The 23,304-nt window shown below is 73.8% G+C and carries 22 protein-coding genes and 1 riboswitch; of the genes, 14 read left to right on the plus strand and 8 right to left on the minus strand.

The annotated features are described in order from the left end of the window. Positions 1 to 2: 2 nt before the first annotated feature. A complete protein-coding gene (locus JOE68_RS01780) occupies positions 3 to 599 on the plus strand; it encodes a response regulator (protein ID WP_239562549.1) in 597 nt (198 codons plus the stop codon). On the opposite strand, the gene JOE68_RS01785 is transcribed toward JOE68_RS01780, so the two are convergent. After that, positions 574 to 1,704, minus strand: coding sequence for a site-2 protease family protein (locus JOE68_RS01785; protein ID WP_204840599.1), 1,131 nt, complete (start codon positions 1,702 to 1,704; stop codon positions 574 to 576). The two genes, JOE68_RS01780 and JOE68_RS01785, sit on opposite strands and share 26 nt — an antisense overlap. A gap of 639 nt (positions 1,705 to 2,343) precedes the next feature. On the opposite strand from JOE68_RS01785, the gene JOE68_RS01790 reads away from it, so the two are divergent. Both JOE68_RS01790 and JOE68_RS01795 read left to right on the plus strand, forming a co-directional pair. After that, positions 2,344 to 3,213: a RecB family exonuclease gene (locus JOE68_RS01790; RefSeq protein ID WP_204840600.1), complete on the plus strand. Its 870-nt coding sequence runs from the start codon at positions 2,344 to 2,346 to the stop codon at positions 3,211 to 3,213. A 157-nt stretch (positions 3,214 to 3,370) separates the two neighbouring features. Continuing rightward, positions 3,371 to 4,006 (plus strand): phosphoribosyltransferase, encoded by a 636-nt coding sequence (locus JOE68_RS01795; RefSeq protein ID WP_307819435.1) that lies wholly within the window; start codon positions 3,371 to 3,373, stop codon positions 4,004 to 4,006. Here JOE68_RS01795 and JOE68_RS32080 read toward each other — a convergent pair. Together JOE68_RS32080 and JOE68_RS01805 are read right to left on the minus strand one after the other, a co-directional pair. Next, the gene (locus JOE68_RS32080; RefSeq protein WP_204840601.1) at positions 3,980 to 4,897 is read right to left on the minus strand and encodes an AEC family transporter; all 918 of its coding nucleotides are present in this window, start codon (positions 4,895 to 4,897) and stop codon (positions 3,980 to 3,982) included. The genes JOE68_RS01795 and JOE68_RS32080 overlap by 27 nt on opposite strands. Before the next feature lie 3 nt (positions 4,898 to 4,900). Beyond that, positions 4,901 to 5,164, minus strand: a complete 264-nt coding sequence (locus tag JOE68_RS01805) for a phosphoribosyl-ATP diphosphatase (protein WP_204840602.1) — start codon at positions 5,162 to 5,164, stop codon at positions 4,901 to 4,903. 102 nt (positions 5,165 to 5,266) lie between these two features. On the opposite strand from JOE68_RS01805, the gene JOE68_RS01810 reads away from it, so the two are divergent. Both JOE68_RS01810 and JOE68_RS01815 read left to right on the plus strand, forming a co-directional pair. Beyond that, positions 5,267 to 5,878 (plus strand): TetR/AcrR family transcriptional regulator, encoded by a 612-nt coding sequence (locus JOE68_RS01810; protein ID WP_204840603.1) that lies wholly within the window; start codon positions 5,267 to 5,269, stop codon positions 5,876 to 5,878. A 108-nt stretch (positions 5,879 to 5,986) separates the two neighbouring features. Next, entirely contained in the window at positions 5,987 to 6,586 is a 600-nt protein-coding gene (locus JOE68_RS01815; RefSeq protein WP_204840604.1) for a hypothetical protein, read from the plus strand. Here JOE68_RS01815 and JOE68_RS01820 read toward each other — a convergent pair. Continuing rightward, entirely contained in the window at positions 6,561 to 6,998 is a 438-nt protein-coding gene (locus JOE68_RS01820; RefSeq protein ID WP_204840605.1) for a GNAT family N-acetyltransferase, read from the minus strand. The genes JOE68_RS01815 and JOE68_RS01820 overlap by 26 nt on opposite strands. 180 nt (positions 6,999 to 7,178) lie before the next feature. Between JOE68_RS01820 and JOE68_RS01825 the strand changes: the two genes are divergently transcribed. The 5 genes from JOE68_RS01825 to JOE68_RS01845 all read left to right on the plus strand — a co-directional run bounded on the left by JOE68_RS01825 (position 7,179) and on the right by JOE68_RS01845 (position 10,992). Continuing rightward, positions 7,179 to 7,925 (plus strand): hypothetical protein, encoded by a 747-nt coding sequence (locus JOE68_RS01825; protein WP_204840606.1) that lies wholly within the window; start codon positions 7,179 to 7,181, stop codon positions 7,923 to 7,925. Positions 7,926 to 8,038: 113 nt separating this feature from the next. Continuing rightward, the gene (locus JOE68_RS01830; RefSeq protein ID WP_204840607.1) at positions 8,039 to 8,431 is read left to right on the plus strand and encodes a hypothetical protein; all 393 of its coding nucleotides are present in this window, start codon (positions 8,039 to 8,041) and stop codon (positions 8,429 to 8,431) included. Positions 8,432 to 8,885: 454 nt separating this feature from the next. Further along, positions 8,886 to 9,563, plus strand: a complete 678-nt coding sequence (locus tag JOE68_RS01835; protein ID WP_204840608.1) for a (2Fe-2S)-binding protein — start codon at positions 8,886 to 8,888, stop codon at positions 9,561 to 9,563. Positions 9,564 to 9,843: 280 nt separating this feature from the next. After that, positions 9,844 to 10,017, plus strand: a riboswitch (cobalamin riboswitch). Between the two features lie 31 nt (positions 10,018 to 10,048). Beyond that, positions 10,049 to 10,234: a CbtB-domain containing protein gene (locus tag JOE68_RS01840; RefSeq protein ID WP_204840609.1), complete on the plus strand. Its 186-nt coding sequence runs from the start codon at positions 10,049 to 10,051 to the stop codon at positions 10,232 to 10,234. Positions 10,235 to 10,242: 8 nt separating this feature from the next. Then, positions 10,243 to 10,992, plus strand: a complete 750-nt coding sequence (locus tag JOE68_RS01845) for a CbtA family protein (RefSeq protein WP_204840610.1) — start codon at positions 10,243 to 10,245, stop codon at positions 10,990 to 10,992. Positions 10,993 to 11,262: 270 nt separating this feature from the next. On the opposite strand, the gene JOE68_RS01850 is transcribed toward JOE68_RS01845, so the two are convergent. Together JOE68_RS01850 and metH are read right to left on the minus strand one after the other, a co-directional pair. After that, complete coding sequence (locus JOE68_RS01850) at positions 11,263 to 11,904, minus strand: HAD family hydrolase (RefSeq protein WP_239562558.1); 642 nt, start codon at positions 11,902 to 11,904, stop codon at positions 11,263 to 11,265. Between the two features lie 175 nt (positions 11,905 to 12,079). Continuing rightward, positions 12,080 to 15,616, minus strand: coding sequence for a methionine synthase (gene metH, locus JOE68_RS01855; RefSeq protein ID WP_204840612.1), 3,537 nt, complete (start codon positions 15,614 to 15,616; stop codon positions 12,080 to 12,082). 50 nt (positions 15,617 to 15,666) lie between these two features. On the opposite strand from metH, the gene JOE68_RS01860 reads away from it, so the two are divergent. Together JOE68_RS01860 and JOE68_RS01865 are read left to right on the plus strand one after the other, a co-directional pair. Next, entirely contained in the window at positions 15,667 to 16,563 is an 897-nt protein-coding gene (locus JOE68_RS01860) for a PAC2 family protein (RefSeq protein WP_204840613.1), read from the plus strand. Positions 16,564 to 16,765: 202 nt separating this feature from the next. After that, positions 16,766 to 17,899 carry an MFS transporter gene (locus JOE68_RS01865; RefSeq protein ID WP_307819436.1) on the plus strand — a complete coding sequence of 378 codons (1,134 nt, stop codon included), beginning with the start codon at positions 16,766 to 16,768 and terminating at the stop codon, positions 17,897 to 17,899. Between the two features lie 170 nt (positions 17,900 to 18,069). Here the strand turns inward: JOE68_RS01865 and JOE68_RS31645 are convergent, their stop codons facing one another. After that, positions 18,070 to 19,671, minus strand: coding sequence for an ABC transporter permease (locus JOE68_RS31645; RefSeq protein WP_204840614.1), 1,602 nt, complete (start codon positions 19,669 to 19,671; stop codon positions 18,070 to 18,072). After that, positions 19,668 to 20,555 (minus strand): ABC transporter ATP-binding protein, encoded by an 888-nt coding sequence (locus JOE68_RS01875; protein ID WP_204840615.1) that lies wholly within the window; start codon positions 20,553 to 20,555, stop codon positions 19,668 to 19,670. The genes JOE68_RS31645 and JOE68_RS01875 overlap by 4 nt, the downstream gene beginning before the upstream one ends. Before the next feature lie 63 nt (positions 20,556 to 20,618). On the opposite strand from JOE68_RS01875, the gene JOE68_RS01880 reads away from it, so the two are divergent. Together JOE68_RS01880 and JOE68_RS01885 are read left to right on the plus strand one after the other, a co-directional pair. Then, a complete protein-coding gene (locus tag JOE68_RS01880) occupies positions 20,619 to 21,137 on the plus strand; it encodes a GbsR/MarR family transcriptional regulator (protein WP_307819437.1) in 519 nt (172 codons plus the stop codon). Between the two features lie 220 nt (positions 21,138 to 21,357). Beyond that, positions 21,358 to 23,163, plus strand: coding sequence for a S8 family peptidase (locus JOE68_RS01885; RefSeq protein WP_204840616.1), 1,806 nt, complete (start codon positions 21,358 to 21,360; stop codon positions 23,161 to 23,163). Positions 23,164 to 23,304: the final 141 nt, after the last annotated feature.

The following is a 23,304-nucleotide window of genomic DNA, read 5'->3' on the forward strand; positions in this document are numbered from 1 at the left end:
TGATGATCCTGGGCGGCGCGGAGGGCATCGAGGTGGTGGGCGAGGCGGCGGACGGCGCGGCGGCCGTGCGGCTGGCCCGGGAGCTGCGGCCCGACGTGGTGCTGATGGACATCCGGATGCCCGGCACCGACGGCATCGCGGCGACCCGGCAGCTGGCCGGCGTGTGCGAGGTGCTGGTGCTGACCACGTTCGACCTGGACGAGTACGTGCACGGCGCGCTGCGGGCGGGCGCGGCGGGGTTCCTGCTCAAGTCGGTGGAGGCGCACGCGCTGGTGGAGGCGGTGCGGCAGGTCGCGGCCGGCGACGGGGTGCTGGCGCCGAGCGTGACGCGGCGGCTGATGCGCGAGTTCGCCTCGGTCGCCCCGCGCCCCCGGCCGACCGCGCTGGACGCGTTGACCGACCGCGAGGTCGACGTGCTGCGCTGCCTCGGCGAGGGCCTGTCCAATCACCAGATCGGGCGAAAGCTGCACATCGGCGAGACGACCGTCAAGACGCACGTGTCCCGCGTGCTGACCAAGCTGGACCTGCGGTCGCGGGTGCAGGCGGCGATCCTGGCCCAGGAGGCGGGACTGCTCAGCGACGGTGCAGAGCGGCCTTGAGGTCCTCCCGCCGCAGCACCCCGGCGGGCCGGCCCTCCAGGTCCACCACCAGGTACTCCCAGGCGGCGGTGCCGTGGACGCGCTCGACGACCTCGTCGCCGGTCTCGTTCTCCAGCAGCACGGTCTCCGGCCGGATCGGCACGGCGGCCTGCTCGGCGGGCGCGTGCGGCGAGGTGGCCGCCAGCCGCCGCGCCAGGTCCCGGTCCAGCAGCCCCGCCGCGACCCCGTCCGCGCGCACCAGCACCACGCCCCGCCCGGCCGACGCCGTGAGCGCGCCCGAGACCGGGCTCTCGGCGGGCAGCTGGAGCACCGGGCGGACCAGCTCGCCCAGGGTCAACCCGGCCGGCCAGGCGCGCTTGCGCTCGGCGGCCGACTCGCCCCGCGCGCCCGCCACCACGAACCACGCGGTGAGCAGGCACACGCCGAAGCGCACCCAGCGGTCCTCGCTGCCCTCCAGCACGCCCCAGACCGCCCACACCACCAGCAGCACGGCCACGACCACACCGCCGACGACCGCGGCCCTCGTGCCCGTCGACCGCCGCCCCGTGGCGGCCCACACGCCGGCGCGGAGGATGCGCCCGCCGTCCAGCGGCAGGCCGGGCAGCAGGTTGAACACGGCCACCGCGGCGTTGGCGAACGCCGTCTGCGCGATCAGCAGCCACACCGCGTCCGGGTGCGGTATCGCCACCGCGGCCAGCGCGAACGCGCCCGCCAGCACGATCGACACCACCGGCCCGGCCGCCGCGATCAGCCCTTCGTGCGCGGGCCTGGTCGGCGTGCGCATCACCTCGGACACCCCGCCCAGCAGGAACAGCCGCAGCCGCCGGACCGGCAGCCCCAGCCGCAGCGCCACCAGGCTGTGCCCCAGCTCGTGGGCGAGGACGGAGAGCCCGAGGAAGATCGCGAACGTGGCCGCGAGCAGCACCCCGGTCAGGCCGCCGGCGCCCGGCGCGATCCGCTCGACCAGCGGGGCGTAGAGCACCACGATCGCCGCCGAGCCCAACCACCAGGAGGGCGCGAGCAGCACCGGTATCCCGGCGGCCCGGAACAGCGGCAGCCCACCGTCCCGACCGACCTGCCGTCGCCAGCTCTCCTTGGTCACCACGTCGAGAGCCTAGGTCCTGGGGTGTGTTGACGCTGTGACCCGCCCATTCACCCCCGCACGCTGCGACCGCTCCTCCGACACGGCCCCGAACCCGCTCCCCAGCGCCACACCTCTCAGCACGCTCTCAGCCCCTCAGCACGCTCTCAGCGCCACTGCCCGAATTCGTCGGTGCGCCGTGGTTGTCTGAAAGCAGGGGGGCCACCCAGCGCGAGCACCCCCGCACCGCCGTGCCCACCCGAGTCGCGAAAGCTCGCCAGAGGCCCACCCTCCTGCCCGAGCCGCGCACGGGTAAGCGCTCGGCCGCGTCCTTCCACCTGCGTCTCGCCACCTGCTCACGACACGCCACCCAACCCGCGCCCCGCCACCCGACCCGCGGCCCCACCGCTCCAACACCACGCCCACCACCCCACATCCCAACCCGCGCCCCACCACCCGACCGCGCCCCACTGCCCGACCACGCCCCACCGCCCGACCACGCCCCACCGACCCACCTCCCGACCCGCGCCCCACCGCCAACCGCACCCCACCGCTCCGGCACCGCCCCCACCGGCCCGTCACCCGGTCCAGGCCACCCCGCGCACCCCCGGTCCCGCCTCGACCGCCCTGATCTTGTCGGGGGTCTGCCCTATCGTTTCCGGCATGGCAGTGCCGACGATCACCGAGCGCCCTGTTCGCAGGCCCGCGCTGTCGCCCTCCCGCGCGGGCGACTTCAAGCAGTGCCCGCTGCTGTACCGCTTCCGCGCGGTCGACCGGCTGCCGGAGAAGCCCACCAAGGCGCAGGTCCGCGGCACGGTCGTGCACGCCGTCCTGGAGGACCTGTTCGGCCTGCCCGCCGCCGAGCGCGTCCCCGAGCGCGCCCGCGAGCTGGTCGCCCCGGCCTGGGCGCGGGTCCGCGCCGAGCGCCCGGAGTTCGCGGACCTGTTCGCCGAGGGCGAGGACGAGGAGCAGCAGCAGTGGCTGGCCTCGGCCGAGGGCCTGCTGGACGGCTACTTCGGCCTGGAGGACCCGCGCCGGTTCGACCCGGACGCCCGCGAGCTGCTGGTCGAGTGGGAGCTGCCGTCCGGGGTGCTGCTGCGCGGCTACGTCGACCGCGTGGACGTGGCGCCGACCGGCGAGATCCGGGTCGTGGACTACAAGACCGGGGCCGCGCCGCGCGAGGTCGGCGAGGCCAAGGCGCTGTTCCAGATGAAGTTCTACGCGCTGGTGCTGTGGCGGCTGCGCGGCGAGGTGCCGCGCCAGCTCCGGCTGATGTACCTGGCCGACCGGCAGGCGCTGGCCTACACGCCCGACGAGGCCGAGCTGAGCCGGTTCGAGCGGACGCTGGAGGCGATCTGGGACGCGATCCTCCGAGCCGCCCGGTCGGGTGACTTCCGGCCGAACCCGAGCCGGCTGTGCGACTACTGCGACCACAAGGCGCGGTGCCCGGCGTTCGACGGCACGCCGCCGCCCTACCCGGGCTGGCCGGACCCGGACGCCGGGCAGGAGACGGCGCTGGACCGGGCGGACTGACGGCGGCGCTCCCCCGGCGCCGCGCCCAAGGGCTGCCGCGCAGCGCGTTCGACGGTGGCGAAGTCGTCACGCGCCGACAGGGCGAACGCTGCCCGATCGGGCGCACCGCGCAGTCGCCGTGCGTGCGGGAGCGCTGAGCCGGGGTCACGATGGGGTGGTGCAGTTCGCGGACCGGGCCGACGCCGGACGGGTGCTGGCCGAGGCGCTGCGTCCCGGCCGCTGGTGCGATCCGCTGGTGCTGGGCCTGGCGCGCGGCGGCGTCCCGGTGGCGCACGAGGTGGCGCGGGCCCTGGGCGCGGGGCTGGACGTGGCGGTGGCGCGCAAGATCGGCGCGCCCGGCCACCGCGAGTTCGGCGTCGGGGCCGTCACGGCGGACGGCGAGCCGATCTTCGACGCCGACGCGCTGCGGTCGCTGGGGCTGACCCCGGACGACCTCGCCGGGACCTGCGCGGCGGAGCGGCGGGAAGCCCGCCGCCGGCTGGAGGTCTACCGGTCCGGGCGGGCGGTGCGCCTGTCCGGCCGGGACGTGCTGGTCGTGGACGACGGCCTGGCCACCGGTGTCACGGCCCGCGCCGCGCTGCGCGAGGTGCGCTCGCGGGCCCCGCGCCGGCTGGTGCTGGCGGTCCCGGTGGGCGCGGCGCAGGCCCTGCGGCAGCTGCGGGGCGAGGCCGACCGGGTGGTGTGCCCGCACCGGCGGGACGACTTCCGGTCGGTGGGCAGGTTCTACCGGCGGTTCGACCAGACCACCGACGCCGAGGTGCTGGCGCTACTGGAGCAGCACCGCCACGACTGAGAGCGTCACCATCGACAACGCGGTGGAGACCAGCACCACGTCACGCGGCAGGCGGGCGTCGGGGCGGTACTGCGCGGCCAGCACGTACACGTTCTGCGCGGTCGGCAGCGCCGCGCACAGGACGGCCGCCAGCCGCAGCGGGCCGGTCACGCCGAGCGCCAGGCAGGCCAGGAACGTCACGACCGGGTGCAGCAGGAGCTTGAGGCCCACCACCGCGCAGACCCCGGCGCGGGCTTCCCGGTCGGGCGCGCGCATGGCGTTGAGCGACATGCCGAGCACCACCAGCGCCGTGGGCACGCCCGCGGACCCCAACGCCTCGATCGGGTCCATCACCAGTTGCGGCGGTCGCCGGCCGACCGCGCTCAGCGCGACACCCAGCAGCGACGCGAGGATGATCGGGTTGCGCACCGGCAGCGTCAGCAGGGTGCGCGCCGTGCCGCCGCGCCGCCCGGAGCCCACCTCGACCGCGGCCAGCACCGCGGGCATCAGGACCACCGGCTGGAACAGCAGCACCGCCGCCAGGAACGACGAGTCGCCCAGGACGCCGACGGCGACCGGGATGCCGAGGTTGCCGGAGTTGACGTAGGCGCCGGCCACCGCCGCCAGCGCCCGGTCGGGCAGCTCCCGCCGGAACACCTTCGCGTGCAGGAGCAGACCGATCGCGCCGACGACGAACGTGGCGATCACAAAAGCCAGCACGCCCCGGTTGGCCAGCGCGCCGGGATCGCTGTCGAGCAGGGTGGTGAACAGCACGGCCGGCATGGCGAGGTAGAACGCGAACCGGCCGAGCACCGACTCGGCCCGGTCGCCGAGCACCCCGGTGCGGGCCGCGACGAAGCCGATGGCCGTGAGCACCCAGATCGGCACGAAACCGCCGAGCACCCCGGCCACGGGTCACAGGTGCTCGTAGACGTCTTCGAGGGTGAGGCCGCGGCCCAGCATCAGCACCTGCACGCGGTAGAGCAGCTGGGACACCTCTTCGGCCAGCCGCTCGTCGGACTCGTGCTCCGCGGCGATCCAGACCTCGCCCGCCTCCTCCAGCACCTTCTTGCCCTGCGCGTGGACCCCGGCCGCCAGGGCCGCTGCGGTCGCGGAGCCCTCGGGGCGGGTGCGGGCGCGTTCGCTCAGCTCGGCGAACAGCTCGTCGAAGGTCTTCACGGGTGTTGATCCTCGCATCCCCGGGAGAGTGGCCGGAACCCGCCCCGAAAGTGCGTACCCCGAAATCTTGCGGGTCCCGCACTTTTGCCCTAGCTTGATCACATGGACGACCGAATGGGCTTGCGCGAGCGCAAGAAGCTGCAGACCCGCCAAGCGTTGGGCCGGGCGGCCCTCCGGCTGGCGGTGGAGCGCGGCCCGGAGAACGTCCTGGTGGAGGACATCGCCGCCGCGGTGGGCGTGTCGCCCCGCACGTTCAACAACTACTTCTCCAGCAAGGCCGAGGCGATCGCCGCCCACCACGCCGACCGCGGGCGGGAGCTGGCGGAGCGGGTCCGCCGGCGCCCTCTGGCGGAGTCGGTGTGGGAGTCGGTCCTGGCGGCCGCGCTGGCCCAGTACGACAGCGGCGCCGATCCGCCGGACCAGCAGTGGAGGGCCGGGGTCCGGCTGATGGTGAGCGAGCCGGCGCTGATCGGCGAGTTCCTGCGGGCCGGTTCGGTGGTCGAGCGCGAGCTGGCGCAGGCGATCGCCGAACGCACCCGGACGGACGCGACCACCGACCTCTACCCCAAGCTGGTCGCGGCGTCGGTGGGCGCGGCGATCGAGGTGGCCACCCACCAGTGGCTCACCGCCGACCCACCGGTCCCCCTGGGCGCCCTGGTGCAGGACGCGCTGACGCGGGTGGCGGCCGGCCTGCCGGAGCCATCGACCAGCTGACCCCACCCCGGCCGGCCCTGATCCCAGGGTCTGTTCGACGACACCCGAATCAACGACAGCACAGCCCTCGACGCGGAGGGCTTGACCAACCATGCCCGAGGAGGACCCATGACCACGCACACCGCCACCCGCCCCGACACCGACGCCGTGATCACCGGCGCAGGCCCGAACAGCCCGGTGCCCACCGGTGAGCCGACCCCGGCCGTCGCCCGCCCGACGGTGCTCGGAACCCCGCCGCAGGACGGCGCGCTGCCCACCCTGCCGGTGCCGCGGCGCAGACCCGGAGAAGCGCCGGAGGCCGACGTCGGGGCGGAGGCCCTGCGCGGGCACGAGACCCGCGGCTCCACCCGGCCCGACGACCACGCGTCCGTGGGTGTGCTGTGGCCGGCAGCCCTCCACCGCGCCGAACGCGGCGTCTGCGCGTTCGGCGCGTTCCACCCGGCGCTCTACCGCATCACGATGATCGAGTGGGGTGACACCGGCCTGACCGACACCGACGCCATGCCGCTGGACGAACTGCGGGCGGCGGCCCGGCGAGTCCTGGGCATCGACCTGCCGATGAGCGACCACCCACCACCGGTCGCCGATCGGGGACCACCCACCGACCACCGGCCGGAGTTGGCAGCCGGGGTCGGCGACCGGGGTCAGCGGCCGGGGTCGACGGCCGGTGATCGGCCCACGGTCACAGCCCGAACTTCGGGCTGGTGAAGGGCCAGTCGCGGGCGATCCACTCGGGGACGAAGGCGTCCAGCCTGCGTTCGAGATCGGTGCCGACGTGCTCATCGACCACCCACCAGGAGATGAGCGCGTCCTCGGCCGGGTCGATGTAGACACAGCCGAGCAGGGCGGTCTCGTCGTGGTCGAACAGCGCGTAGTTGAACGACTGGTGCGCCTCGGCTTCGCGCTCGTGGCGGGCGAGGTCGGCGCGGTCCTCCTCGTAGGTCATCGTCGTGGGCGGCCAGTGCCACTCCTCGCCGTAGAGGGACCAGAGCCGTTCCCTCGAACCCATGACAGCCGGGTAGTCGAGGTCCACATCGGACTCCCGGATCGGCCTCAGGTGGTGGCCCGTCCCCAGGTCGACGCGGGTGGGGTGGGCGAAGTCGGGTGGCAGCCAGGACATGCCGGGATTCTGCGATAACGGGGGTGGAATCGCCACATCACTTACCGGGGCCGGATTCAGGGGGCCGCGCACGAGCAGCCGGATGCGAACGACCGGCCTTGAGCTGCCGGGCCCGAACGGCCGAGAATGCCGCCGGTAAACCGGTGGCGTGACGAGAGGAGGTACGTCGACACTGCACTGATGGGCTTGTCCGACGGGCTGGTGCTGCGCACCGCGGAGCCGCAGTACCTAGACCAGATCGGCGCGTTGCTGGCCGAGCGCGGCGAGCCCGAGGACGCGGTGGACCACCGGTTGGTGGTGGAGGACCCGGACGCCGGGTGGGAGGCGTGCGCGGACCTGTGGATGCCGCACGCGCCGGCGCTGTGGCGGTGGCTGGTGGCCCGTGGCGGCTCCGCGCAGTGGCTGGTGGAGCGCGACGGGGTGCCCGTGGGCACCGGCCGCTCGACACCGCCCGAGGAAGGCGTGCAGCCGCGCGAGGTGGCGGCGGTGGACGCCGACGCCGTGCACGCGCTGCTCGCCCACACCGGGGCCACGAGCGCAAACGAGCGCCCCGGCACGGTGGCGGGCCGGGCGTTGGAGCCGTTCCTCAGGCCGGCGTTGGAGCCGTTCCTCGGGCCGGCGGCCGGCGACGCGAACTCGTACTACGTGCTGGCGGGGGCCACGCCGGTCCTGGTTCACAACTCCGGTGGGGCGTGGAAGGAAGTGGTCCCGGATAGCTTTGGCAGCTTCGAGCAAGCCCGAGACAAGGCAGTGGGCTTCACCGCCCGGGTGAACGGTGAAGTCAAGAGGTTCGGGATGGACCATAATCCAGTAAAGGGGTTCCATATTGACATGAAAGTTGGCGAGGGCGACTCTGCACGCAAGTGGGCCGTGCCGCGGAGCGGAACAGAAGACGATTTCGCGAAAATGCTTGGCGGTAATCCGTGACGCTCGATGGTGTATACGGAACCAGGCCAGACCTCCTGCCCCGGTGCATGGTCCGAGTGGTTCGCGCAGACCAGCAGGGTGATCGACGGCCAACTTGGGTTGGGCGGCCAGGGGTGCAGTTGCTGAGCCTGGACCGGCATCTCCAGTACGAGCGTGAAAGTCTTGGCCGTTACCCGCGCAACTCCGATGGTGCGATCGAGTGGTGCGCGGTGGCCGGTGGTCTGGTGCTCTGCTCGATGGAGTCGGATTCCATCGAACTGAGCGCCGCAATCCGGCAGTTCGCCCCGAAAGCCGACAGCCTGATCTTCTTCTGGGAGAGCCTGGCAGTTCCGAGTGTGGAGATGGGGCTCGAATCCTCCATCTCCCACCTGCCGGACATCACGGAATCCGTGCCGGAGTTATGGATCTATTCTCCCGGTGACCGGGTTGTGGTGGAGAGTTCATTCTCCGGCGTAGTGACTGCGGCCCACGTGCCCGTGGACGCTGATGACCGGAGTTCTGCGTAACGCCGTTTGACGGCAACGGGGCGGTGTCGCGGCTCTGAGTGCAGCACTGGCAGGCGGTGCGGAGCCGGTCGAGGAAGGTGCGAGGCCAGGGGGCCGCTCGTTCACCTTCCGGGCGGGATCACGACCTGCCCGAGTTGCCGGGCCAGCGTACGACCCCCCGACCATGCCCGACCCCTACCCGGGCAGGACACCGGCCAAAGCCCACTCCACCGCCCTCACGCACGTAGCCGTCTGACGGCAACGCCGGCGGCGACAGAGGCGCACAGCAAGGCACTTCCACGCACCGCACGAACAGGCCGGAATTCGCTGACCAGAGAAACCGCAGGTGATGCCCGCCCGGCGCGCACACGTACTACGTGCGCAGCGACATCCTGACGTTCTACATGCCATGACGGGCGAGGCCGTGCCGAGGGCGGGCCTGACGCGACCGCTGCACCCTCGGCAGACTGGTGCTGTGTCCGACTTCGCCCGAGTGCTGTCCACGCTGCGGCAGGTCCGCGGCATCAGTCCGTTCTTCGCCCTGGACGTCGGCCGCCCGGAAACCGGCGCGGCCGAGGACGAGTGGCGGTCCGGGGACGCCCTGCTCGACGGGTCGGCGTTGCCGGGCACGCTGCGGGTGATCGCGCAGCGGTACCGGACCGGGGAGGCCCGGGTCGCCGCGTCGCTGTTCTTCCTCAGCTACACCGCCCGGCTGCTGTGCCCGACGGTCGCCGCTCACGCCATGGGCGGGGTCGTGCCCGACATCCGGCCGGGCAACCTGTGGTGGCACTACGGGCCGGACGGGCTGCGGGTGCGGATCGCGGAACCGGTCGCGGGTGTGGGCATCGCCGAGTCGCTGGAGCCGGTGGTGGAGGCCGTGCGCGACCTCGTGCCGGTGGCGCGGGGGCTGCTGTGGGGCAACGCCGCGTCCTCGATCGCGGGCGCGCTGCGCACGGTTTCCCGCAGCGGCATCGCGTCCGCCGAGGACTGCCTGGCGCTGGGCGGGCGGCTGCTGGGCGAGCCGCCGTTCCGGGGGTCGGGCGATTTCCTCCCGTTCCCCGGCGAGGTGGCGTTCCGGCGGCGCAGCTGCTGCCTGTACTACCGCCTCGACGGCGGTGGGACGTGCGGCGACTGCCCCCTGCCCGCCGCCTGAGACCCCCGCACCTGCCCGTCGGCGGTCTTCCGCCCCTGCGCCCACCCGTCCTCCGACGACCGCACCCAAACCCTGTCCTGACCGGCCTCCCCCGCCCGCGCCGGCCTTCGGCGGCTCGCACCGGGCCTCCGACAGCTCGCACAGGGTCCCGGCGGTCCGAAACACCGGGTCCCGGCGGTCCGGTCACCGCGTCCCGGCGGCCCCGGGTCGGGTCCTCGGCGAGTCCGGGTGGAGTGGACAACAACCTGTACGGCCGGTTGTGCCGGTGTGCCCTGCGCATCTACCGTTCCACCGCCGCAGTGGACGGGAAGCCGGTGGGAATCCGGCGCGGTCCTCGCCACTGTGACCGGGGAGTCAACCCGCCGAGAACGTCACTGGCCACGGTGCGGCTGGGAAGACGCGGGGACGGTGTCGATCCGGGAGTCAGGAGACCGGCTGCGGCACGTGATGTTGTTGACCTTCCACGAGGTATGGAGGAGGCCGTCATGACGAGCCCCGCGCACCCCCGTTCCATCCCCATCCCCCGGTGGGCCTACGCCGTCGCTCTCGTCGCGCTGGTGGTGACCTGGCTGGTGCTCCAGGAGAACGGTGTCGCCCTCGGCCACGCCGCCGAGTCGCTGCACGAGTTCTTCCACGACGGCCGGCACGCCCTCGGCGTGCCGTGCCACTAGGGGCCACCGTGACCACTTACAAGAGCGTGCTGCTGCGCGGGATCGGCGCCGGCGGCATCGCGGGGCTGCTCGCGGGCCTCGTCGGCCTCCTCGTCGTGGAGGTGCCGATCCGGGCGGCGTTGGCCGTGGAGGAGGCCCGCGCGGTCGCCGAGCCGGCCGAGGCCGGCGGGCACGACCACGGCGAGCTGTTCGGCCGGGGCGCCCAGGTGGTGGGCGGCGTCCTCGCGGCGGTGATCGTCGGCCTGGCGGTCGGCGCGCTGTTCGCCACCGCTTACGCGGGCTCGCGCCGCTGGTTCACCGACCGCACCCCGTTCGGCCGCAGCGTGTGGCTGGCGGCGGCGGTGTTCGGCGCGGCGGCGCTGCTGCCGGCGGTGAAGTACCCGGCGAACCCGCCCGCGGTGGGCGACCCGGGCACGGTCGACTACCGCACGGTGCTCTACCTGGGCCTCATCGCGGCGGGCCTGCTGGTGGTGTTCGGCGGCAGCTACCTGGCGTCCCGGCTGGGGAGCCTGAGCCGCCCGGTGCGGTCCACGGTAGTCGGGCTGGCCGTGGCGGCGGGGTTCGTGGTGGTGCTGCTGGTGTTCCCGGCCCCGCCGGACGCGATCCCGGCGGACATGCCGGTGGCCGTCCTGTGGGAGTTCCGCCTCGCCTCGCTGGCCGAGACGGCCACGCTGTGGCTGGGGCTGGGCGTCGTGTTCGGCCTGCTGGTCGACCCGGCCGTGCGCAGCGCGCCCGGGGCCGACGTCCGCACCACCTGACCGGGACCCGTCCTCGGACCGCACCCACCCGGGGTCGAGGGCACGGGTGACCTCCGGAGGTCACCCGCCGTCGCGGCCGGCGCGGGTGACGACCTGCGGACGCCGGTCGCCCCGAGCGGGTTCACGCCCGCTCGGGGCGACCGGACGACTGCCACCAGCCACCCGCCCCGGGCGGCCTCCTGGTCGGTCGTCCCGACCCGTCACCCCGGCCCCGGGTCGAGCTGTGCCGGGTCAGGCCGAGCCGAACCGAGCCGAGCAGGGTCGAGCCGGTCAGGTCCCGTCCGGGCGCAGGGCGGTGAGCACCTGCAGGTCCACCCCGACCAGGGACTCGCGGAAGATCCGCCGCTCCCCCGACGGCACGGGCACGTCGCACGGCACGACCAGGACCGTGCACCCCGCCGCCACCGCCGACGCCACCCCGGTCGGCGAGTCCTCGACGGCCACGCACGCCGGCGCGGCCACGCCCAACAGCCGCGCCGCCTTCAGGTACGGGTCGGGCAGCGGCTTGTTGCGCCCCTCGACCTCGTCGCCGCACACCGTCACGTCGAACAGGTCCCGGCCGATCGTGTCCAGGGCCACCTCGGTCAGCGCCCGCTCGGTGGACGTCACCAGCGCCATCGGCACCCCGGCCGAGCGCACGGCCCGCAACGCCTCCTGCGCGCCCGGCCGCCACGGCAGCCCCGCCCGGAACACCTCCTCGGTGCGGCGCATGATCCAGGCCGCGCCGTCGGCCGTCTCCTCCTCCGTCGGCGTGATGCCCACCTCGGCGAACAGCAGCGCCATCGTGGTCGGCACGTTGGTGCCGACCATCGCCTGCCGGGTGGCCGGCGACAGCGCCCCGCCCAGCTTCTCCGCGAACTCGTACAGCGGGATGTCCCACAGCTTCTCCGAGTCCAGCAGCGTGCCGTCCATATCCCACAGCACCGCTTCGACGCCCACCGCGCCTCCTCCTCCAGTCCGCCCGCACCTCGCCGATCCGCGCACCCGCCCCGGTCGGCCCCTCGTCCGCACACACCGCCGGCCCGTCGCGCGGCACGGCGGGAACCGGCCCCGGCGACCCTGCCGGAACCGGTTCAGCCTTCGGTGGTCACGCGTTGAAGTACTTCGCCTCGGGGTGGTGCGCCACGAACGCGTCGGTGGACTGCTCGGGGTGCAGCTGCAGCTCCTCGGACAGCCGCACGCCGATGCGGTCGGGCTCCAGCAGCTCGACGACCTTGACGCGGTCCTCCATGTCCGGGCACGCGCCGTAGCCCAGCGAGTAGCGCGCGCCCCGGTAGCCGAGCTTGAAGAACTCCTCCACGTCGTCCGGGTCCTCCGCCGACAGCGCCGTGCCGTTGGACCAGCGCAGCTCCTCGCGGACGCGCCGGTGCCAGTACTCGGCCAGCGCCTCGGTCAGCTGCACGCCCAGGCCGTGCACCTCCAGGTACTCGCGGTAGGAGTCCTTGGCGAACAGCTCGTTGGCGTAGTCGGCGATCGGCTGGCCCATGGTGACCAGGTGGAACGCGATGACGTCGACCTCGCCGGACTCGCGGGGCCGCCAGAAGTCGGCCAGGCACAGCCTGCGGTCGCGCTTCTGGCGGGGGAAGGTGAACCGCAGGCGCTCCGGCGAGTCGGGCGCGGGCTCCCGCAGCACCACCAGCGAGTCACCCTCGGACACGCACGGGAAGTAGCCGTAGACCACCGCCGCGTGCGCCAGCACGCCTTCGGTGGCCAGCCGGTCCAGCCAGTACCGCAGGCGCGGCCTGCCCTCGGTCTCGACCAGCTCCTCGTAGGTGGGCCCGCCGCCGCGCGAGCCCTTCAGCCCCCACTGGCCCATGAACGTGGCGCGCTCGTCCAGCATCGCCGAGTAGTCCGCCAGCGGCACGCCCTTGACCACGCGCGTGCCCCAGAACGGCGGCGTCGGGATCGGCACGTCCACGGCCACGTCGGAGCGGCCGACCTCGACCGGCTCCTCCTGCGCGGCCTTGCGCTCGGCGGCGATGCGCAGCGACCGCTCGCGGCGCGCCTTGCGCTCGGCGGCCTTGCGCTCGGCCTCCGGGTCGACCGGCGGCGCCTCACCGCGCTTGGCGGCCATGATGGCGTCCATCAGCCGCAGGCCCTCGAAGGCGTCGCGCGCGTACCGGACGTCGCCCAGGTACAGCTCGGTCAGGTCGTTCTCGACGTACGCCCTGGTCAGGGCCGCGCCGCCGAGCAGGACCGGCCACCGCGCGGAGACGCCGCGCGAGTTCATCTCCTCCAGGTTCTCCTTCATGATCACCGTGGACTTGACCAGCAGGCCGGACATGCCGATGGCGTCGGCGCGGTGCTCCTCGGCGGCGTCGAGGATGGCGTTGATCGGCTGCTTGATGCCGATGTTGACGACCTCGTAGCCGTTGTTGGACAGGATGATGTCGACCAGGTTCTTGCCGATGTCGTGCACGTCGCCCTTGACCGTGGCCAGCACGATGCGGCCCTTGCCGCCGTCGTCGGAGCGCTCCATGTGCGGCTCCAGGTAGGCGACGGCGGTCTTCATGACCTCCGCCGACTGGAGCACGAACGGCAGCTGCATCTGGCCGGAGCCGAACAGCTCGCCGACCGTCTTCATGCCCGACAGCAGGGTGTCGTTGATGATCTGCAGCGCCGGGCGCTGCGCGAGCGCCTCCTCCAGGTCGGCCTCCAGGCCGTTGCGCTCGCCGTCCACGATCCGCCGCTCCAGCCGCGCGAACAGCGGCAGCGCCGCCAGCTCCTCGGCGCGCGAAGCCTTGCTGGAGGACATGCTGACGCCCTCGAACAGCTCCATCAGCCGCTGGAGCGGGTCGTAGCCCTCGCGGCGGCGGTCGTAGACGAGGTCCAGCGCCACCGCGCGCTGCTCGTCGGGGATGCGCGCCATCGGGATGATCTTCGACGCGTGCACGATCGCGGTGTCCAGGCCCGCCTGCACGCACTCGTGCAGGAACACCGAGTTCAGCACCTGCCGGGCGGCCGGGTTGAGGCCGAACGACACGTTGGAGATGCCCAGCGTGGTCTGCACCTCGGGGTAGCGGCGCTTCAGCTCGCGGATCGCGTTGATGGTCTCCAGGCCGTCCTTGCGCACCTCCTCCTGCCCGGTGGAGATGGGGAAGGTGAGGGTGTCGATGATGATGTCGCTGGTGCGGACGCCCCAGTTCGTCGTCAGGTCCTCGATCAGGCGGGTGGCGACGCGCACCTTCCACTCGGCGGTGCGGGCCTGGCCCTGCTCGTCGATGCACAGGCCGACGACCGCCGCGCCGTGCTCGGACACCAGCCGCATGATCCGCTGGAACCGCGAGTCGGGGCCGTCGCCGTCCTCGTAGTTGACCGAGTTGACGGCGCTGCGCCCGCCCAGGCACTCCAGGCCGGCCTGGAGCACCTCCGGCTCGGTGGAGTCGAGCATGATCGGCAGCGTGGACGCGGTGGCCAGCCGGCTCGCGAGCTGGCGCATGTCGCCCGCGCCGTCGCGGCCCACGTAGTCGACGTTGAGGTCGAGCACGTGCGCGCCGTCGCGGGTCTGGTCGCGGGCGATCTCGACGCAGTCCTCGAACCGCTCGGCCAGCATCGCCTCGCGGAACGCCTTGGAGCCGTTGGCGTTGGTGCGCTCGCCGATCATCAGCACGGACGCGTCCTGGCGGAACGGCACGGCCTGGTAGAGCGAGGAGACGCCCGGCTCTGGCCGGGGGCGGCGGGTGCTGGGCCCGAGGTCGCGCACGGCGTCGACGACCTGGCGGACGTGCTCGGCGGTGGTGCCGCAGCAGCCGCCGACCAGCCGCGCGCCGAACTCGGTGACGAACCCGCTCAGCGCGGCGGCCAGCTCCTCGGGCGTGAGCGGGTAGACCGCGCCGCGCGGGCCCAGCTCGGGCAGGCCGGCGTTGGGCATGACCGACAGCGGGATGCGGGCGTGCTTGGCCAGCTGGCGCAGGTGCTCGCTCATCTCGGCCGGGCCGGTGGCGCAGTTCAGCCCGATCAGGTCGATGCCCAGCGGCTCCAGCGCGGTCAGGGCGGCCCCGATCTCGGAGCCGAGCAGCATCGTGCCGGTGGTCTCGACCGTGACCTGGGCGATGATCGGCACCGCGATGCCCTCGGCGGCCATGGCGCGCTTCGCGCCGATGACCGACGCCTTGGTCTGGAGCAGGTCCTGCGAGGTCTCGACGATCACCGCGTCGACGCCGCCGAGCAGCAGACCGCGCACCTGCTCGACGTAGGCGTCGCGCAGGGTGGCGTAGGGGGCGTGGCCGAGGGTGGGCAGCTTGGTGCCGGGGCCGACCGAGCCGAGCACGAACCGGGGCCGGCCGGGCTCGGCGAACTCGTCGGCGGTCTCGCGGGCCAGCTCCGCGCCGCGCCGCGACAGGTCGAAGATCCGGTCCTCGATGCCGTACTCGGCCAGGTTGGCGAGGTTGGCCCCGAAGGTGTTGGTCTCCACGGCGTCGGCGCCCACCGACAGGTAGCCTCGGTGGACTTGCCGCACGACGTCGGGCCTGGTCACGTTCAGGATCTCGTTGCAACCCTCGTGACCTGCGAAGTCGTCCAGGCTGAGGTCGGCGGACTGGAGCATGGTGCCCATCGCGCCGTCCGCGACGACCACGCGGTCGGCGAGTGCGTCCAGCAGGGGTGACGAGACACGATCCGGCATGGGCCAAGCCTACGGCGTCAGGTGCGCGGCGGTGGTCGTAGGCTGACCCGGTGACCGATCCGGACCAGGCCGCCAAGACCCCCTCCGACCCCCGCAAACCGCTCACCAACCCGATCATGGTGGCGGCGTTCGAGGGGTGGAACGACGCTGGAGACGCTGCCAGCACGGCGATCGAGCACCTGCAACTCACCTGGGACGCGACGCCGCTGGCCGAGGTGGATCCGGACGACTACTACGACTTCCAAGTGACGCGCCCCACAGTCCGCATGGTGGACGGGATCACCCGACGGGTTGAATTCCCGACCACGCGGCTGTCCGTCTGCCGCCCGCCGGGCTCGTCGACGGACGTGGTGCTGGTGCACGGCATCGAGCCGAACATGCGGTGGCGCCGGTTCGCCGGGGAGCTGCTCGGCCACATCGAGGACCTCGGGATCACCACCGTGGTGACGCTGGGCGCGCTGCTGATGGACACCCCGCACACCCGCCCGGTGCCGGTGACCGGCACCGCCTACGACGCGGCGGCGGCGGCCAAGTTCGGCCTGGAGCGGTCCCGCTACGAGGGCCCGACGGGCATCGTGGGCGTGTTCCAGGACCTGTGCGTGCAGGCGGGCGTGCCTGCCATCTCGTTCTGGGCCGCCGTGCCGCACTACGTGTCGCAGCCGCCCTCGCCCAAGGCGACCCTGGCCCTGCTGCACCGGGTCGAGGAGGTGCTGGACGTGGAGGTGCCGCTGGGCGCGCTGCCCGAGCAGGCCGAGGAGTGGGAGCGCACGGTCAGCGAGATGGCCGACGAGGACGAGGACGTGCGCAACTACGTGCGGGCGCTGGAGGAGCGCGGTGACGCGGAGATCGAGATCACCGAAGCCAGCGGTGACGCGATCGCGGCGGAGTTCGAGCGCTACCTGAGGCGGCGCGGGCGCGGCCCGGGGCGCGGGCCCGCGGGGCTCTGACCCGGTGCTGCCCGCCCGGCCGCCGGCGCGGGGGCGACCGCCGCGGGCGGCGGCGCCGGTGCGGTCGGGCCCGCGGCGGGCCGCCGGGTCCCGCGCCGAGCCGGCAGGGTGGGCGGTTGCGGGCGCGGGTGCGCCCGAACGCGGTCCGGGGCGGCGGTGAGGTGGGCCGCCGGTGAGGGGACCTGTCACTCGGGGGGTGGGCGTGGGCGCACGGCGGCTCGCGATGGCCGGCATGTACGCCGGGGGTTTCCTGGGGCCGTTCGGCGGTGCGATGACGGCGTCGGTGCTGCCCGAGATCGGCGCGGACTTCGACGTCTCGGCCGGCACGGCGGCGGCCACGCTCACCGGCTACCTGCTGCCCTTCGCCGGGTTCATGCTGGTGTCCGGCACGCTGGGCGAGCGGTGGGGCGTGCGGCGGACGGTGCGGACCGCCTACGCCGTCTACGTGGTCGCGTCGGTCCTGTGCGCGGTGTCGTGGTCGTTCCCGCTGCTGATCGGCGGCCGGGCGCTGCAGGGCGTGGCCAACGCGTTCACCACTCCCCTGCTGCTGGCGGCGGTCGCGGCCATGACGCCGAAGGAGCGCCTCGGTCGGGCGCTGGGCGTGTTCGCCTCGATGCAGGCCGCCGGGCAGACCTCCGCGCCGCTGGTCGGCGGGCTGGCGGCGGAGGCGTCGTGGCGGTGGGCGTTCGTCGGCGCGGCCTGCGTGGCGGTCCTGCTGGCCGTCATCGGGCTGCCCGCCGACCAGCCCAGGGCCGAGCGGCCACCGCGGCTGCGCACCGCGTGGCGGCCGGCGGTCCTGCGGCTCGCGGCCGTCGCGGCCGTGGGGTGGGGCTGCCTGGGCGGGCTGTCGTTCCTGGTCGCGCTGCGCCTGGGGGACGACTTCGGGCTCGGCGCGGGTGAGCGCGGCCTGCTGCTGACCGGCTTCGGCGTGGTCGGGATCGTCACCGCCCGCCTGACCGGCCGGATGATCGACCGCTTCGGGCCGCGCCGCTGCGTGCTGGTGGGCGCGGCCGCCGGTTCGGTGCTGCTGGCCCTGATCGGGGTGCTGCCGAGCCTGGTGGCGGTGGGGGCGCTGTGGGCGGTGACGGGCGCGGTGAACCAGGGCGTGATCGTCGGCCTGCACGCGCTGGTGCTGCGGGACAACGGCGGCAACCGGGGCGGGGCGGTGTCGGTGCTGCAGGCGTTCCGGTTCCTGGGCGGCGCGGCGTCCCCGCTGGCCTTCGTGCCGCTGTACCGCCTGGACCCGGTGACGGCGTTCCTCACCCCGGCCCTGCTGGTGCTGCTCGTGCCCCCGAGCCTGCTGCTGCGGCGCCGGGAGCGCGTCGCGAAGGGCTGACCGGGGCCACGAACACCGGGGCCACGAACCCAGGGCCACGAACACCGCGAGGCAGAAGGCGAACGCCATAGTGACGTGCACGCCGTCCCGCCCCTCGGCCGAGATCACCGCGAACGCCACCAGCGACCACGCCAGCGCCTGGAGCAGCTCTTTGAAAGATTTGCTTCAGATCAGCCGACGTCCCGCCGCCGGAACCCGAGGACCCCCGCCGCCATCAGCGCGGCGGCCGTCGCGGTCAGCCACACCAGCGGCGTGGCCGACACCTCCGCGCCGGGCGCCTTCGGGACGTGGGTGAACGGCGACAGGTCCACCACCCACCGGTCCAGCCGCAGCAGCGGCCCGAGCTGGCCCAGCACCAGGAAGAGCACCGGGAACGCCCAGCTCACCGCCGTCAGCCTGGGGAGCAGCCCGAACAGCGCCAGCGCGAGGCCCGCGACCACCCACACCGCCGGCGCGTGCACCAGCGCCGCGCCCACCAGCCGCCCGACCTGCCCGCCGACGTCGCCGACGCGCGCGCCGTGCACCAGGCCCGCGCCGAGCCCGGCGGCGGCCAGCACCACGACCACCCCCGCCGTGGCGAGCACCAGGTGGCCCGCCACCCACGAGGCCCTCCGGACCGGGGTGGCGAGCACCGGCTCGGCCCGGGACCCGGCCTCCTCCGAGCGCAGCCGCAGCGTCGCCTGCACCGCGTAGATCGCGCCGAACAGGCCGACGACGCCCAGGACCGAGGCCAGGTAGACGTCCACGACCGCGCCGGAGCCGCCCATCCGCTCGATGATCCCTGCCAGCGCCGGGTTGCCCTCCAGCATCTGCTCGACACCGCGCGCGACCGCCCCGTAGACGCCGCCGAGCACGAACAGGCCCAGCGCCCAGCCGAGCAGCACCCCCCGCTGCAGCCGCCAGGCCAGGCCGAACGCGCTGCCCAGCGACCCCGCCGCGCGGGCCGGGCCGAGGCGCGCGGGCAGCAGCCCGCCGCCCAGGTCGCGCCGCGCCACCAGCACCGAGGCCGCGCCGACCAGCGCCGCGCACAGCAGCACCGACAGCAGCAGCACCCACCACCGGTCGCCCGCGAACGCCCGCACCTGCTCCAGCCAGCCGATCGGCGACAGCCACGTCAGCCAGGTCGGCCCGTGCTCGCCCGCCGCGTCGCCGACGGCCCGCAGCAGGTAGGCCGCGCCCAGCACCGCGCCGGACACCGCGTTCGCCCCCCGCGCGCTCCCGGTGAGCTGCGCGGCCACCGCGCCGACCCCGGTGAACGCCCACCCCGCCGCGGTGAACGCCAGGCCCAGCGCGAACGAGCCGCCCGCGCGCTCGCCCAGCCCGACCAGCCCGAGCGCCACCAGCACGCCGATGAGCAGGCTCGCCAGGCAGGCCACCGCGACGGCGGCGGCGAGCGGCGCGTGCCGCCCGGTCACCGCGGAGCCGACCAGCTCCCACCGGCCGGTCTCCTCCTCGGCCCGCGTGTGCCGGGTGACCAGGAACATCGCCATCAGGCCGGTGAGCAGCGCGCCGAACACGCCCCACCGCCACACCAGGAGGCCGCCGACGGAGGCGGGGTCGTGGATCGGGCCGAGCATGGCCAGGAACGCGGGGTTCGCGCCCGCCGTCGCGCCGAGCTGCCGCCGCAGCTCCTCCGTGCCGTACAGCTCGCGCAGGCCCGACGCGGTGGACAGCGCGATGCCGACCAGCCCGACCACCCAGACCGGCAGCAGCAGCCGGTCGCGCCGCAGCGCGAGGCGCACCAGGGAGCCGGTCCCGACCAGGGCGCTCACGGCCGCACCGCCTCGTAGTGGCGCAGGAACAGCTCCTCCAGCGTGGGTGGTCGGCTAGTCAGGCTGCGCACGCCCGAGGAGACCAGCGCGCGCAGCGCCCCGTCGAGGTGGTCGGTGTCCACCTCGAACCGCACCCGGTCGCCCCGCACGTCCAGGCCGTGCACGCCGGGCAGCGCGGCCAGGCCGGCGGGCACCGCGGCGAGTTCGGCGGTGACGCTGGTGCGGGTCAGGTGCCGCAGCTCGGCCAGCGTGCCGGTCTCCGCGGTGCGGCCGTTGCGGATGATGCTGACCCGGTCGCACAGCGCCTCGACCTCGGCCAGGACGTGGCTGGAGAGCAGGACGGTGCGCCGGCCGCGCTCCTCGTCCACCACCTCCTGGAACACCGCCTCCATCAGCGGGTCGAGGCCGGAGGTCGGCTCGTCCAGCACGAGCAGCTCCACGTCCGAGGCCAGCGCCGCGACGAGGGCGACCTTCTGCCGGTTGCCCTTGGAGTAGGTGCGGCCCTTCTTGCGCGGGTCCAGCTCGAACCGGTCCAGCAGGTCGGCGCGGCGGCGCTCGTCGAGCCCGCCGCGCAGGCGGCCGAGCAGGTCGATGACCTCGCCGCCGGTCAGGTTGGGCCACAGGGTGACGTCGCCGGGCACGTAGGCCAGCCGGCGGTGCAGCGCCGTCGCGTCGCGCCACGGGTCGCCGCCCAGCAGCACGGCCGTGCCCGCGTCGGCGCGCAGCAGGCCCAGCAGCACCCTGATGGCGGTGGACTTGCCGGCCCCGTTCGGGCCGAGGAAGCCGTGCACCTCCCCGGTGCGCACACGCAGGTCCAGCCCGTCCAGGGCACGTGTCGGGCCGAAGGTCTTGACCAGGCCCGACACGTGGATCGCATCGCTCATGGCAGGCAAATTACACATAATTCACAATGTCGTGAAGTTAAGGAAGCGTATAAACTGCCCGGCGTGCGCGGCGGCGAAGAGGATGATTCCGGGGTGACCGAGGTGTCGGAACGGGACGAGCAGGCGGTCCTGCGCTTCATCGAGCGCTTCGCGGCGACCTTCGCCGAGGCGGGCCTGCCCCGGATGCCCTCGCGGGTGTTCGTCGCGCTGCTCGCCGCCGACAGCGGCTCGCTCACCGCCGCCGAACTGGCCGACCTGCTGCAGGTCTCCCCCGCCGCGATCTCCGGGGCCGTCCGCTACCTCACCCAGATCAGCCTGATCAGCCGCGAGCGCGAGACCGGCTCCCGGCGCGACGTGTACCGGGTGTACGACGACGTCTGGTACGAGGCCATCTTCCGCCGCGAGCAGATGATGGCGCGCTGGAAGGCGCCGCTGCAGGAGGGCATCGACGTGCTGGGCGCGGGCACGCCCGCCGGCCGCCGCATCGCCGAGACGCTCGCCTTCTTCGACTTCTTCCACCGCGAGATGCCGCACCTGCTGCAGCGCTGGCGGGTGTACCGGGACGAGCGCTTTAACTCCTGACTGAATCGGCGGTGACCAGGGCTTTCGCCCTACCGGTCGAGCCGGGGCCCGGCTGATTACGCCCAACGGCGCTACTGCCCGCCGGATTTTGTCCGGACCATGCAGGGGACCAGGTCTGCTCCACCCGTTCGCGCGAACGCATCCCAACCCTGCAAGCCCACCCGTCAGGCGCACCCGCCGGGACGGGCGGGCGGCCCTGCCCAGAGGGAGATGCCCAGTCATGGGACACGTCCGCTTGCTCAGAAGGACGGCCGTACTCGGCCTGGCCGCGGTGTCCGCGGCGGCACTGGCGTTCACCAACGCCGGTGTGGCCGCGGCCGAGGGGGAGGTGCTCGGCGCCGACCGCGCCGACGCCGTACCCGGCTCGTACATCGTCGCCCTGCGCGACTCGGCCTCGCCGCGGGCGCTGTCCGCGTCCGCCGCCGACTCGCTGGTCGGCAAGTACGGCGGCCAGGTCCGCACGACCTGGCAGCACGCGCTCAACGGCTTCCACGCCTCGCTCACCGCCGCGCAGGCCCGCCGCATCGCGGCCGACCCGCGGGTCGACTTCGTCCAGGCCGACCTGCCGGTGAAGGCCACGGGCACCCAGCCCAACCCGCCGTCGTGGGGCCTGGACCGCGTCGACCAGCAGAACCTGCCGCTGGACAGCAGCTACACCTACCCGAACGGCGCGGGCAACGTCACCGCCTACGTCATCGACACGGGCATCAAGATCACGCACCAGGACTTCGGCGGTCGCGCCTCCTGGGGCACCAACACCGTCGACAGCAACAACACCGACTGCCACGGCCACGGCACCCACGTGGCGGGCACCGTCGGCGGCACCCGCTACGGCGTGGCCAAGGAGGTCAAGCTCGTCGCGGTCAAGGTGCTCAACTGCCAGGGCTCCGGCACGTCCGCCGGCGTCGTCAACGGCGTCAACTGGGTCGCGCGCAACGCCGTCAAGCCGGCCGTGGCGAACATGAGCCTCGGCGGCAGCGCGGACACCGCCACCGACACCGCGGTGCGCAACCTGGTCGCGGCGGGCGTCACCACGGCGGTGGCGTCGGGCAACGACAACCAGAACGCGTGCAACTACTCGCCGGCCCGCGTCCGCGAGGCGATCAGCACCAACGCCTCCACCCGCACCGACGGCCGCGCCTCGTTCTCCAACTGGGGCACCTGCACCGACATCTTCGCGCCCGGCCAGGACATCACCTCGACCTGGCACACCAGCGACAGCGCCACCAACACCATCAGCGGCACGTCGATGGCGTCCCCGCACGTCGCGGGCGCGGCGGCGATCTACGTCTCGGCCAACCCCTCGGCCACCCCGGCCCAGGTGGAGACGGCCCTGGTGAACGCCGCGACCTCGGGCAAGATCAGCAACCCGGGCACCGGCTCGCCGAACAAGCTGCTCTACGTCACCGGTCCCCCGGTCACCAACCCGACCGTGACCAACCCGGGCAGCCAGAACGGCGCCGTGGGCACCCCCGCGAGCCTGCAGCTCTCGGCCACCGGCGGCACCGCGCCCTACACCTTCACCGCCACCGGCCTGCCGCCCGGCCTGACGATCAGCCCGTCCGGCCAGGTCTCCGGCACGCCCACCACCGCGGGCACGTACACCGTGACCGTGACGGTGACCGACTCGGCCTCGCGCACCGGCACCGCGACGTTCACCTGGACGATCAAGGGCTCCAGCGACGGCTGCGACCCGGCCACCAACGACACCGACGTGGCCATCGGCGACAACAGCGACGTCAGCAGCACGATCGACCTGAAGTGCACGGGCAGCGCCTCGGCCACCACCCAGGTGACGGTCAACATCGTCCACACCTACATCGGCGACCTGGTCGTCGACCTGGTGGCGCCCGACGGCACCGTCTACAACCTGCACAACCGCTCCGGCGGCAGCGCGGACAACATCAACCGCACCTTCACGGTGAACGCCTCCTCGGAGGCCGCCGCCGGCGCCTGGAAGCTGCGGGTGCGCGACCTGGCCACCATCGACACCGGCCGCATCGACGGCTGGACGATCGACGCGTGACCTGAGCACCGACCCGGTGGGCCGGCCGCGCGCGGGCGGCCCACCGGCCCTCCCGGAGCGGTGACCCCGGCCCGGGGGACCGACCGGCCGCGGGCCCGGTGGGGCGCGTCGGCGCCCCACCGGGCCCGCGCCCCGTTCCCC

The sequence above is a fragment of the Saccharothrix algeriensis genome, assembly GCF_016907655.1.
Lineage (GTDB): Bacteria > Actinomycetota > Actinomycetes > Mycobacteriales > Pseudonocardiaceae > Actinosynnema > Actinosynnema algeriense.

Excerpts from the sequence above, each read along its gene's own strand:
- JOE68_RS01850 (WP_239562558.1), bottom strand. The coding sequence starts at position 11,904 with ATGGACGGCACGCTGCTGGACTCGGAGAAGCTGTGGGACATCCCGCTG.
- JOE68_RS01780 (WP_239562549.1), top strand. The coding sequence starts at position 3 with ATGATCCTGGGCGGCGCGGAGGGCATCGAGGTGGTGGGCGAGGCGGCG.
- JOE68_RS01810 (WP_204840603.1), top strand. The coding sequence starts at position 5,267 with ATGGACGACCGAATGGGCTTGCGCGAGCGCAAGAAGCTGCAGACCCGC.
- JOE68_RS01825 (WP_204840606.1), top strand. The coding sequence starts at position 7,179 with ATGGGCTTGTCCGACGGGCTGGTGCTGCGCACCGCGGAGCCGCAGTAC.
- JOE68_RS01815 (WP_204840604.1), top strand. The coding sequence starts at position 5,987 with ATGACCACGCACACCGCCACCCGCCCCGACACCGACGCCGTGATCACC.
- JOE68_RS01790 (WP_204840600.1), top strand. The coding sequence starts at position 2,344 with ATGGCAGTGCCGACGATCACCGAGCGCCCTGTTCGCAGGCCCGCGCTG.
- JOE68_RS01820 (WP_204840605.1), bottom strand. The coding sequence starts at position 6,998 with ATGTCCTGGCTGCCACCCGACTTCGCCCACCCCACCCGCGTCGACCTG.
- JOE68_RS01875 (WP_204840615.1), bottom strand. The coding sequence starts at position 20,555 with ATGAGCGATGCGATCCACGTGTCGGGCCTGGTCAAGACCTTCGGCCCG.
- JOE68_RS01885 (WP_204840616.1), top strand. The coding sequence starts at position 21,358 with ATGGGACACGTCCGCTTGCTCAGAAGGACGGCCGTACTCGGCCTGGCC.
- metH (WP_204840612.1), bottom strand. The coding sequence starts at position 15,616 with ATGCCGGATCGTGTCTCGTCACCCCTGCTGGACGCACTCGCCGACCGC.
- JOE68_RS01840 (WP_204840609.1), top strand. The coding sequence starts at position 10,049 with ATGACGAGCCCCGCGCACCCCCGTTCCATCCCCATCCCCCGGTGGGCC.